Annotated in this window: 7 protein-coding genes; 5 read left to right on the top strand and 2 right to left on the bottom strand. The window is 66.7% G+C overall.

Annotated features, from left to right (window positions below; translation table 11 throughout):
* Positions 1-26: 26 nt before the first annotated feature.
* From zapD to CEY11_RS12415, 5 genes are all read left to right on the top strand, one after another.
* Complete coding sequence (zapD, locus tag CEY11_RS12435) at positions 27-779, top strand: cell division protein ZapD (RefSeq protein WP_233154859.1); 753 nt, start codon at positions 27-29, stop codon at positions 777-779.
* Between the two features lie 258 nt (positions 780-1,037).
* On the top strand, positions 1,038-2,273 hold the full coding sequence (locus tag CEY11_RS12430; protein ID WP_088603730.1) for an MdtA/MuxA family multidrug efflux RND transporter periplasmic adaptor subunit: 1,236 nt from the start codon (positions 1,038-1,040) through the stop codon (positions 2,271-2,273).
* Positions 2,274-2,291: 18 nt separating this feature from the next.
* Entirely contained in the window at positions 2,292-5,402 is a 3,111-nt protein-coding gene (locus CEY11_RS12425; protein ID WP_088603729.1) for a multidrug efflux RND transporter permease subunit, read from the top strand.
* A 42-nt stretch (positions 5,403-5,444) separates the two neighbouring features.
* Entirely contained in the window at positions 5,445-8,537 is a 3,093-nt protein-coding gene (locus CEY11_RS12420) for a multidrug efflux RND transporter permease subunit (protein ID WP_088603728.1), read from the top strand.
* A gap of 2 nt (positions 8,538-8,539) precedes the next feature.
* Positions 8,540-10,063 carry an efflux transporter outer membrane subunit gene (locus CEY11_RS12415; RefSeq protein WP_233154870.1) on the top strand — a complete coding sequence of 508 codons (1,524 nt, stop codon included), beginning with the start codon at positions 8,540-8,542 and terminating at the stop codon, positions 10,061-10,063.
* Here CEY11_RS12415 and CEY11_RS12410 read toward each other — a convergent pair.
* On the bottom strand, positions 10,045-11,043 hold the full coding sequence (locus tag CEY11_RS12410) for a Nudix family hydrolase (RefSeq protein WP_088603726.1): 999 nt from the start codon (positions 11,041-11,043) through the stop codon (positions 10,045-10,047). The two genes, CEY11_RS12415 and CEY11_RS12410, sit on opposite strands and share 19 nt — an antisense overlap.
* A complete protein-coding gene (locus tag CEY11_RS12405) occupies positions 11,036-11,902 on the bottom strand; it encodes an ATP-binding protein (RefSeq protein ID WP_088604015.1) in 867 nt (288 codons plus the stop codon). Before CEY11_RS12405 ends, CEY11_RS12410 begins: the two co-directional genes overlap by 8 nt.
* Positions 11,903-12,129 lie beyond the last annotated feature (227 nt).

The raw sequence follows: 12,129 nt of genomic DNA, 5'->3' as shown, positions 1-12,129 counted from the left end.
GCTGTTTGAGTAAGGTACAGATTCGCGTGGTCTTATACGAATATCCTTGCAATGAACGAGTCAGGGCTCTCCTGCGGGTCGAGCACCTGTTCAACCGGCTGTTTTTCTTTGCCGAGGGCGAAGACCCGCGCTATCAGCAGGTGGCCGTCGCCACGCTGTTCGACGTGCTCGATATCTGCGACCGCACCGATTTGCGCGGCTCCATCCTGCAAGACCTCGAGCGCCAGCGCGTCACGCTGGCCGCCTTGCGTCAGCATCCCGGAGTCAACCCGGAAGCCCTGGAAAACATGCTCGGCGAAATCCAGGCGGTCAGCGGCGATCTGGGTGCGCAGGGCCGCATCGGGCAGGTGCTGCGCGACAACGAGTGGCTGGCCAGCCTGCGCGGCAGGGTGGCGGTGCCGGGCGGCTCTTCGCAGGTCGACATGCCTTCGTACTTCGCCTGGCAGCTCAAGCCGTACGACGACCGCATGCGCGACCTGCAGCAATGGATCAACCCCTTCATGCCGCTGTTTCGCAGCCTGTCCCTAAGCTTGCGCCTGCTGCGCGATGCCGGAGACGTGGTCGACGTCGAGGCGCGCCAGGGCGCCTACCAGGAAATGCTCGGCGGCAAGACCTTCCAGCTGCTGCGTGCCTGGGTCGACCCGGCCTTGGGCGTGTTCCCCGAAATGAGCGCCAACAAATATGTGATCTGGGTGCGCTTTGCCAGCCCCGACTACGACCTCAAGCCCCAGGCCGTCACGCGCGACATCCCGTTCAAGCTGGCCCGCTGCAACGTCTGATACGGATCCGTCGATACGGTCTCGCCGCCGCGGGCGAGCGCATCCGGCGCACACGGCGCGCAGCCGTATGCAGGGCGGACGATACGGAAATACGGGCGGCGCAATTGTCATTTCGAGCGCGAATCCGTCCGCGGCGACGGGGCGAACCGCCCGCCGGTAAGTGTTGCGGTCAATTACAGATTTCCAATCTTTACAGTCGGCGGTGCGGGAAATCAGCGAAAATACACGCGTTTTCGTATTTCCTGATGGAGCCTACGCATGCCGGAACCTCGCCCCGAGGCCGCCCGATCGTCACGTACCCGAGCCTGGGTCTGGCTTGCCGTCCTTGTTCTGATCGTGCTGGCCGGCGCCTACTGGGCTTTGGGCCGCCAGGGCAAGAATCCCGCGGGCCGCTTCGGCCCCGGCATGTCCGCCGCCATTCCCGTGCGGGTTGCCCAGGTGCATACCGGGCGCATCAATTTCGTGCTCAACGCCATCGGCACGGTCACGGCTTTCAACACCGTCACGGTCATGAGCCGCGTGTCGGGGGAACTGCAGAAAATCTATTTCACCGATGGACAGAAGGTGAAGCAGGGCGAGCTTCTGGCGCAGATCGACCCGCGTACCTTCCAGGCCCAGCTCGACCAGGCCATCGGCCAGCAAAAACAGGATCAGGCGCAGTTGCAGAACGCGCGCCGCGACCTGCAGCGCTATCAGCAGCTATACAAGCAGAATTCCATCGCCAAACAGCAAGTCGATACCCAGGCCGCGCTGGTTCAACAGTATCTGGGTACGCAGGCCAGTGACCAGGCCGCCGTCGACAATGCCAAGCTGCAGCTCGACTTCACCCGCATCACCGCGCCCATCCCCGGGCGCCTGGGCCTGCGCCAGGTCGATCAGGGCAACCTGATCACGGCGTCTTCGGCGCCGGGGCTGGTGGTCATCACCCAGACGCAGCCCATTGCCGTGGTCTTCACGCTGCCCCAGACACAGCTGCCCGAGGTGCTGGCCCAGATGCGTCAGGGCCGCAAGCTGTCGGTCACCCTCTACGACCGCGACGACACCACCAAGCTCGCCGCCGGCGAACTGATGTCGGTGGACAACCAGATCGACGTCGCCACCGGCACGGTCAAGTTCAAGGCCCGCTTCGATAATGCGGACGACACCCTGTTCCCCAATCAGTTCGTCAATGTGCGGCTGCTGGTCAGCAGCGACGACCAGGCCGTGGTCATCCCTACGCTGGCCGTCCAGCAGGGCTCGATCGGCACCTTCGTGTACGTGCTCAAGCCCGACAACACGGTGCATGTGCAGCAGGTCGCCACCGGTACCCAGGACGGCGCCAATGTCGCCGTCAAGTCGGGCCTGACCGTCGGCCAGCAGGTCGTCACCGAAGGCCTGGATCGCCTCGGCGAGGGCTCCAAGGTCGAGGTCATGACCGGCACCCAGTCTGCTCCCACCATGGCCGACATGCACCAGAAGCCGAATCCGTCCGCCAAGCGTGGGCGGCGCCACTAGCGCGGGCGGGTTGTCGCAGTGAACCTATCGCGCCTTTTCATCCTGCGGCCGGTCGCCACCACGCTGACCATGTGCGCCGTACTCATCGCCGGCCTGCTGGCCTACAGGCTGCTGCCGGTGTCGGCGCTGCCCGAGGTCGATTACCCGACCATCCAGGTGGTGACCCTGTACCCGGGGGCCAGCCCGGACGTAATGACGGCCCTGGTCACTTCGCCGCTGGAGCGCCAGTTCGGCCAGATGCCCGGGCTGTCGCAAATGACTTCCACCAGTTCCGGCGGCTCGTCCATGATCACCCTGCAGTTCGATCTGGGGCTGCCGCTGGACGTGGCGGAACAGGAAGTCCAGGCCGCCATCAACGCGGCTTCGAACCTGCTGCCCAACGACCTGCCCACGCCGCCCACCTACAACAAGGTGAATCCGGCCGACACGCCGGTCATGAGCCTGGCCATCACCTCGCCCACCATGCCGCTGTACCAGGTGCGCGACCTGATCGACATCCGCATGGCGCAGAAACTGTCGCAGATATCGGGCGTGGGCCTGGTCAGCGTCGCGGGCGGGCAGCGGCCGGCGGTGCGAGTGCAGGTCAATCCGCAGGCGCTGGCGGCGCACAACCTGACGCTCACCGACATACGCACCGCCATTACCAATGCCTCCACCAACCAGCCCAAGGGCAATCTCGACGGGCCGCAGCGTTCCACCACCATCAATGCCAATGACCAGCTGCAGTCGGTGCAGGACTACGACAACCTGATCGTGTCCTATCAGAACGGCGCGCCGCTGCGTCTGCGCGACGTGGCCACCGCGAAGCAAGACGCCGAGGACATCCGCCAGGCCGCCTGGATAGGCAAGACGCCGGCGGTGCTGCTGAACATCCAGCGCCAGCCCGGCGCCAACGTGATCCAGGTAGTGGATCACGTCAAGGCCCTGCTGCCCACGCTCAAGCAGGCGCTGCCCGCCGGCGTGAATGTGTCGGTGGCCACCGACCGCACCCAGACCATACGCGATTCGGTCAACCACGTGCTGTTCGAAATGATATTGGCCATCGTGCTGGTGGTGCTGGTGACCTATGTGTTCCTGCGCAGCTGGACGGCCACTTTCGTGCCCAGCGTGGTCGTGCCCTTGTCGCTGGTGGGCACCTTCGGCATCATGTACCTGGCCGGCTTCAGCATCAACAACCTGACGCTGATGGCGCTGACGATCGCCACCGGCTTCGTGGTCGACGACGCGATCGTCATGATCGAGAACATCGCGCGCCACATCGAGGCCGGCGAAACCGCCCTGAAGGCGGCATTGAAGGGCGCGCAGCAGATCGGCTTCACGCTGGTGTCGCTGACGCTGTCGCTGATCGCGGTGCTGATCCCGCTGTTGTTCATGGCCGACGTCATCGGCCGGCTGTTCCGCGAGTTCGCCATCACGCTCGCGGTGGCCATCATGATCTCGCTGCTGATCTCGCTGACGCTCACGCCCATGATGTGCGCGCGCCTGCTCAAGCCCGAATCCGAGATGAAATTCAGCCGCTTCCAGCAGAAGGCCGGCGCATATATCGACAGGCTGATCGAAGCCTATGACCGCGGCCTGTCCTTCGTGCTGTCGCACCAGCGCATTACACTGCTGGTGGCGGTGGCCACGCTGGCGGTCACCGGGCTGCTGTACCTGGTGGTGCCCAAGGGCTTCTTCCCGCAGCAGGACACCGGCATGATCCAGGCGATCAGCCAGTCGGCGCAGACCATATCTTTCAAAGCCATGGGCGCGCGCCAGCAGCAGGCGGTCGATCTGATCATGCAGGATCCTGCGGTGGCCGCGGTCACGTCCTTCATAGGCATAGACGGCACTAATTCCACGCTCAACACCGGCCGCATGCAGATCGCGCTCAAGCCCACCAGCGAGCGCAGCGACAATGCCGCCGAAGTCATACGGCGCCTGAACCAGACGCTGGCGCGCGTGCCCGGCATCAGGGTCTACATGCAGCCCGTGCAGGATCTGACCATCGACGACCGCGTCAGCCGCACGCAATATCAGATGACGCTGTCCGACCCCGACGGCGCGGTGCTCAGCGAGTGGGTGCCCAAGGTGGTCAGCAAGCTGCAGGGCCTGCCGCAGCTGGAAGACGTGGCCGACGACCTGCAGAACGGCGGCCTGCAGACCACGCTGGTCATAGACCGCGATGCGGCGGCGCGCCTGGGCGTTACCGTGTCGGCGATCGACGAGGCCCTGTACGACGCCTTCGGGCAGCGCCTGGTTTCCACCATTTTCACGCAGTCGGCGCAATACCGCGTGGTGCTGGAAGTGGCCCCGCAATTCCGCCAAGACCCGACTTCTCTGTCGCGCATCTATGTGCCCACGACCTCGGGCAATCCGCCCGTGCCGCTGACCAGCCTGGCGCGGCTGGTGCAGTCCAACACCCATTTGTCGGTCGAGCGCCTGGATCAGTTCCCGGCCGTCACGGTGTCCTTCAACCTGCCGCGCGGCGTGGCGCTGTCCGATGCGGTCGATGCCATCCAGCAGGCCGAGGCCGGGCTGGCCATGCCGAATTCCATCGAGACCCGTTTCCAGGGGGCGGCGGCGGCGTTCCAGGCTTCGCTGTCCAGTACGCTGTGGTTGCTGCTGGCCGCGGTGGTGGCCATGTACATCGTGCTGGGCATTCTGTACGAAAGCTACGTGCACCCGGTCACGATTCTGTCGACGTTGCCCTCGGCGGCGATCGGCGCGCTGCTGGCGCTGCTGATCAGCCATACCGAGCTCGACATGATAGGCATTATCGGCATTATTTTGCTGATCGGCATCGTCAAGAAGAACGCCATCATGATGGTCGACTTCGCGCTGGATGCCGAGCATCACCGCGGGCTGCCGCCGCGCCAGGCCATACAAGAGGCCGCCCGGCTGCGCTTCCGGCCCATACTCATGACCACGCTGGCGGCGCTGTTCAGTGCCATCCCCCTGATGCTGGCCACCGGCGCCGGCTCTGAATTGCGCCAGCCGCTGGGGCTGGTGATGGTGGGCGGCCTGCTGTGCAGCCAGCTGCTGACGCTGTTCACCGTACCGGTGATCTACCTGTGGTTCGACCGCCTGGGCCGCCGCCTGCGCTCTGAACCCGCCACCGAGGAAGCCCAGGGCGAGGCGCTGCCATGATTCGGCGCGAGGCACTGCGATGATCCGGCGCGAGGCGCGGCCATGAGGTTCCTGGCACTGTTCATCATGCGGCCGGTGGCGACCACGCTGCTGAGCATGGCGCTGGTGCTGACGGGGGCGCTGGCCTTCGGCCTGCTGCCGGTGTCGCCGCTGCCGCAGGTCGACTACCCGATGATCTCGGTGTCGGCCAGCATGCCCGGGGCCAGCCCCGAAACCATGGCCTCCAGCGTCGCCACGCCGCTGGAGCAGGCCCTGGGTTCGATCGCCGGCGTCACCGACATGAATTCCCGCAGCAGCGAGGGCTCGACGCGCATCTCGCTGCAGTTCGACCTGAGCCGCGACATCAACAGCGCGGCGCGCGACGTGCAGGCCGCCATCAACGCGGCGCGCACCCTGCTGCCCTCGAGCCTGCGCAGCAATCCCACTTATCACAAGGTCAATCCGGCTTCGGCGCCCATCATGGTGCTGGCGCTGACTTCGCCCACGGTCGAGCAGGGCAAGCTCTACGACCTGGCCTCCACCGTACTGGCGCAGAAGCTCGCCCAGGTGCAGGGCGTGGGCGAGGTCGACGTCGGCGGCAGCTCGCTGCCGGCGATACGCATAGACCTGGATCCGCAGGCCCTGAATGCCGCCGGCCTGGCGCTGGACACGGTGCGCACGGCGCTGGTCAACGCCAACGTGGTGCGTCCCACGGGCATGGTCGAGAACGGCCGCTATCACTGGCAGATCAGCCCCGGCGACCAGATGAACACGTCGGCGCAATACCGGCCGCTGATCGTGGGCTGGCGCAACGGCGCGCCCATACGCCTGAAGGACGTAGCCACGGTCAGCGATTCGGTCGAAGACATCTTCAACGCGGGCTTCTTCAACGATCGCAAGGCCATTCTGCTGATCGTGCGGCGCCAGGCCGACGCCAACATCATCGCCACCGTGGATGCGATACGCGCCGAACTGCCGCGCTTCCAGGCGATGCTGCCGGCCGCCGTCACGCTGACCGTGGCGCAAGACCGCACCCCCAGCATCCGCGCCTCGCTGCACGAGGCCGAGCTGACCCTGGTGATCGCCGTGGTGCTGGTGGTGCTGGTAGTGCTGCTGTTCCTGCGCAATGCGCGGGCGGCGCTGATACCCAGCGTGGTGGTGCCGGTGTCGCTGATCACCACCTTCAGCCTGATGCTGCTGTTCAATTTCACGCTCAATACGATCTCGCTGATGGCGCTGATCGTGGCGGCGGGCTTCGTGGTCGACGACGCCATTGTGGTACTGGAGAACATCATCCGCCACATGGAGCGCGGTGTGCCGCCGCTGCGCGCGGCGATCCGCGGCCTGCGCGAAGTCGGTTTCACCGTGCTGGCCATGAGCGTTTCGCTGGTGGCGGTGTTCATACCCATACTGCTGATGAGCGGCATGGTCGGGCGGCTGTTCCGCGAATTTGCGGTGACGCTGTCGGCTTCCATCATGGTGTCGCTGTTCGTGTCGCTGACCCTGACGCCCATGATGTGCGCGCGCATCCTGCGCCGCCAGGAACGCGAGCCACGCCCGCCGGGCTGGCTGGCGCGCCGTTTCCAGAGCCTGGGGGCGGCGCTGTGGGAAGGGTACAAGCGCTCGCTGTCGTGGTCGCTGGCGCACGGGCGCTTCATGCTGCTGCTGCTGGCCATTACCGTGGGCCTGAACGTCTATCTGTACAAGGTCGTGCCCAAGGGTTTCTTCCCGCAGCAGGACACCGGCCAGCTGATGGGTTTTTTCCGGGCCGACCAGGGCACCTCGTTCACTGCCATGATGCCCAAGCTGGAAGGTTTTCGCAAAATCCTGCTGCAGGATCCGGCCATCGAGAGTGTCACCGGCTTTGCCGGCGGGCGTGGCGGCAGCAATTCCAGTTTCCTGCTGATCCAGCTCAAGCCGGTGTCCGAACGCAAGGTCAGCGCGCTGGACGTGGCCAACCGGCTGCGCAGCAAATTCCAGAACGAGCCCGGGGCGCGCCTGACGCTGGTGCCGCAACAGGACATACGCATGGGCGGGCGCGAGAGCAGCACCGCCTCGTACGACTACACGCTGATGGCCAGCGACCTGGCGCTGCTCAAGACCTGGCTGCCCAAGGTGCAGCAGGCCATGGTCGGGCTGCCCGAACTGGTCGACGTCGACACCGACGTGCAGGACAAGGGCACGCAGGTCAATCTGGTGATCGATCGCACCGCCGCGACCCGGCTCGGCGTGGACATGGGCCTGATCGCCTCGACGCTGAACGACTCCTTCAGCCAGCGGCAGATCTCGGTGATCTACGGGCGGCTGAACCAGTACCATGTGGTCATGGGCGTGGATCAGCGCTATGCGAAGGATCCCGAATCGCTGCGCCTGGTGCAGGTGGTAACGTCCAGCGGCCAGCGCGTGCCGCTGTCCGCCTTCGCCCACTTCGAGGTCGGCAACGCGCCGCTGTCGGTGCAGCACCAGGGCCTGTTCGCCGCCGACACGGTGTCCTTCAGCTTGGCGCCCGGCGTGTCGCTGGAACAGGCCTTGCAGGCTATCGAGCGCGCCGTGGCGCGCACCGGCCTGCCCACGCGCGAGATCCAGGCGGGCTTCCAGGGCAATGCCCAGGCCCTGCAGCAGTCCTTGGCGCAGCAGCCCTGGCTGATCCTGGCTGCGCTGGTCACCATGTACATAGTGCTCGGCATACTGTATGAAAGCTATGTGCACCCCCTGACCATTCTTTCCACGCTGCCGTCCGCGGGCATAGGCGCCTTGCTGGCCCTGATGCTGCTGGGCGAGCAATTCACGCTGATCGCCCTGATCGGCGTGTTCCTGCTGATTGGCATCGTCAAGAAGAACGCTATTATGATGGTCGACTTCGCGCTGCAGGCTGAGCGCGAAGACAATCTGTCCTCGCGCGACGCCATCTACCAGGCTTGCCTGGTGCGGTTTCGCCCGATCATGATGACTACGGTTTCTGCGCTGTTCGGCGCGCTGCCGCTGGTGCTGGCTTCCGGCGCCGGGGTCGAGCTGCGCCGCCCGCTGGGGCTGACCATCGTGGGCGGGCTGTTTCTGAGCCAGATTCTTACTCTGTACACGACTCCTGTGGTCTATCTGTACCTCGATCGCTTCCGCCTGTGGGCGAGGCGCAAGCGCGGAGCTGCAAACCCATGAACATGCTGATGTTGCCAAGACAATTCTTACGATGTGCACTGCCGGCCGCGCTGGCGCTGGCGCTAAGCGCCTGCGCGGTGGGGCCTGACTACCATCGTCCCGATGTGCCCCTGGGCAATGCCTATAAAGAAGCACAGGGCTGGAAGCCGGCGCAGCCGGCCGACACGGCGCTGCGCGCCGACTGGTGGCGCGACTATCAAGACCCCGTGCTCGACGGGCTGATGCAGGCGCTGCTGGTGCACAACGCCGACCTGGCCCAGGCCGAGGCGCAGTATCGCCAGGCCCAGGCGCTGCTCAAGGCGGCGCGCGCGGGCTTCTTCCCCACCGTCGGCGCCAATGTGTCGGCCAGCCACTCGGGCAGCAGCGGCGGCTCGGACTCCGCCTCCAGCCATGGCACCCAGTCCTCGCTGACTGGCAGCGTCAGCTGGGAACCCGATCTGTGGGGCAAGGTGCGGCGCTCGGTCGAGTCCAGCCGCGCCGGTGCCCAGGCCAGCGCCGCCGACATGGCCTCGACCCGCCTCAGTCTCGAGTCGACGCTGGCGCAGACCTATTTCAACCTGCGCGCGCTGGACGCCGAGCAGCGGCTGTATGCGAAGACGCTGCAAGCCTATCAGCGTTCGCTCGACATTACCCAGAATCGCTATCAGTCCGGGGTTGCGGGCCAGGCCGACGTGGAATCGGCCCGCGCCCAGCTCGAGAACGCCCACACCGACGCGCTGGCCCTGGAATGGCAGCGGGCGCAGTACGAGCATGCCCTGGCGGTGCTTACCGGCCAGCCGCCGTCGGCCTTCGCGCTGGCGGCAAGCTCCGGCATAGGCAAGCTGCCGGAAATCCCCGTGGGCCTGCCCTCCCAATTGCTCGAGCGCCGCCCCGATGTGGCCGCCGCCGAGCGGCGCACCGCCGAAGCCAATGCCCAGATCGGGGTGGCCGAGGCCGCCTGGTTCCCCGACCTGACCCTGAGCGCCGAGGGCGGCCTGAGCTCCGGCCGCTGGGCCTTCTGGCTGGCCGCGCCGACGCGCTTCTGGTCGCTGGGGCCGGCGCTGGCCATGACCCTGTTCGACGGTGGTGCGCGCCAGGCCAATATCGAGCAGGCGCGCGCCGCCTACGATGCGCAGGCGGCCGCCTATCGATCCACCGTCCTGGGCGCACTACAGGAAGTCGAGAACTATCTGGTGCAGCTGCGCGTCATGGCGCGCGAACAGCAGACCCAGGATCGCGCGCTGGCCGCCTCGCGTAATTCGCTGCGGCTGACCGAGAACCAGTATGCCGCGGGCCTGATCGACTACCTGAGCGTGGCGCAGGTGGAAACCACCGCGCTTAGCACCGAAAGGGCCGCGCTGTCGCTGCAGGCCCAGCGCCTGGTGGCCAGCGTGCAGCTGACCGCGGCCCTGGGCGGCGGCTGGCAGGCCCCGCCGGCCGAGGGCCAGCCGGCCTCCACTGCGGGTCAGCCCGCTTCGGTTGCGGGCCAAGCCGCCCCTGCCGCAGGCCAGCCGGTTCCCGCCGTGCTTCAACCCGCCAGCAAATGACGGATGCCGGCTATGCCGTGCGCGCCATGGCGGCGCGCCTCGTCCAGCGTGGCTTCCGACTGGCCGCCTATGGCCAGCACCGGCAGGCCGGCGCCGCCGGCCAGCCCGGCATAGCGTTCCCAGCCCATGCCCGGCTCGCCGGGGTGCGAGGGCGTGTCCAGCACGTGGCCGAGCACCGCGAAATCGGCCCCCAGCTCGCGCGCCAGCGCCAGGTCGGCCGCGTCGTGGGCTGACATGCCCAATAGCCCGCCGGGCCGCGCGGCGAGCTTCGTCGCGTCGGCGGCGCGCAGATGCACGCCGTCGGCCTGATCCCACCAGTCTTGCGGGTGCACGCTGTTCACCAGGCAGCGGGCGCCATGTTCGTGGCAGTGCCGCAGCACTTCCTGGAAGGCCGCCGCCAGGCCTTGCTCATCGCCTTGTTGCTGCCACGCCGGTTCGCGGAACTGCACTAGCCTGATGCCGCGCCGCAGTGCCGTGTCCAGCCGCGCGAGATAGCCGGCGAGTTGTGCCGGCCCGCCTATGGCGGTGATCAGGTAGCGATCGGGCAGGCGCAGCCAGCGCAGCGGCGGCTCGGTGGCCGGCAGCAGCTTGCCGACAGTGATGGGCGCATGCGGATCGACCCAGGCCAGCGTCTGGCCTTCGCGCCCGGTGGGCGTGCCGTTCCAGCCCGTGACGCGGCAGAAGGCCAGGCTGACGATGTTCTTGGGGTACTCGTGCACGTGGGTGACCCATGGTGTGGCCTGGGTGACCTGGATGCCCAGCTCTTCGTCCAGCTCGCGCGCCAGCGCCTGCAGCACGGTCTCGCCCGGCTCGATCTTGCCGCCGGGCAGCTCCCACCAGCCCGGCCAGGGCTTGTCGGCGGGGCGCTCGGCCAGCAGCAGCGCCCCGTCGGCGCGCAGGATCATGCCCGCCGCTACGTGGATCAAGGGCTTGGCGGGCGTATCGGGCTGGGGCGGCTTGCCCGAATTTTCTTCAGACATGCCGTGCCGACCAGTCGCGGGCGAACTGGCGCGCCACCCGGCCCGAGCGCGAGCCGCGCTCCAGCGCCCACTGCAGCGCCTCGGTGCGCGAGGCCTCGATGTCGGGCTGCGTGCAGCCCAGTTCCTTGAGCCAGTAGTTCACAATGTCCAGATAATCGTCCTGCTTGAACGGATAGAACGACAGCCACAGGCCGAAACGCTCGGACAGCGAAATCTTTTCCTCCACCGTTTCGCCCGGATGGATCTCGCCGTCGGCCTGGTGCTTGGCGTCCAGGTTCTCGCTCATGTATTCGGGCATCAGGTGGCGCCGGTTCGACGTGGCGTAGATCAGCACGTTCTCGCCCGAGGCGCTGATCGAGCCGTCCAGCAGCGACTTCAGCGCCTTGTAGCCGGCCTCGCCCTCTTCGAAGGACAGGTCGTCGCAGAAAATGATGTAGCGTTCCGGGCGCTGCGCCACCATGTCCACGATATCGCCCAGGTCGCCCATGTCGCTCTTGTCGACCTCGATGAGCCGCAGGCCCTGGTCGCCGTAGGCATCCAGCATGGCCTTGACCAGCGAGCTTTTGCCGGTGCCGCGTGCGCCCGTCATCAATACGTTGTTGGCCGGCTTCTTCTGCAGGAAATGGCGCGTGTTGCGGTCGATGATGCCTTTCTGGCGCTCGATGTGCTGCAGGTCGTCCTTGTGGATCGGCATGATGTTGCGTACCGCGTCGAGCCAGCCGCGGTTGCCGCGCTTGCGCCAGCGGTAGGCGTGCGCCGTCCAGTCGGTTGCCGGCGGGGCCGGAGGCAGCCATGCCTCCAGCTGCGCCAGCACTCGTTCGGCGCGTTCAATCAAGGTGCTCAGATCCGTGGCACTCACGAAAAATTCTCCAGAGAGGGGCGGCTGCAGCGCCGGCGGCATGCGGGCGCCGCCGGTCTTGCCGTCGGGCCGTGCGTCCGTGCGCCCGGCCCCGGATACCGGGCCTGCGGGTGGGGCTTGCAGCGTCGAAAACAGCTAGCTTAACAAATCCGTCGAGCCGCGTAGGCCGGGCCGCGTAGGCCGGGCCACGTAGGCTGGCCTGCGCGGCCCGGCCTACGCGATCCGCC

Origin of the sequence: Candidimonas nitroreducens (genome assembly GCF_002209565.1) — a bacterium.
Classification (GTDB): Bacteria; Pseudomonadota; Gammaproteobacteria; order Burkholderiales; family Burkholderiaceae_B; genus Candidimonas; species Candidimonas nitroreducens.
The sequence above is the reverse complement of the archived record's forward strand: the minus strand, read 5'-3'. Positions and strand labels throughout refer to the sequence as shown.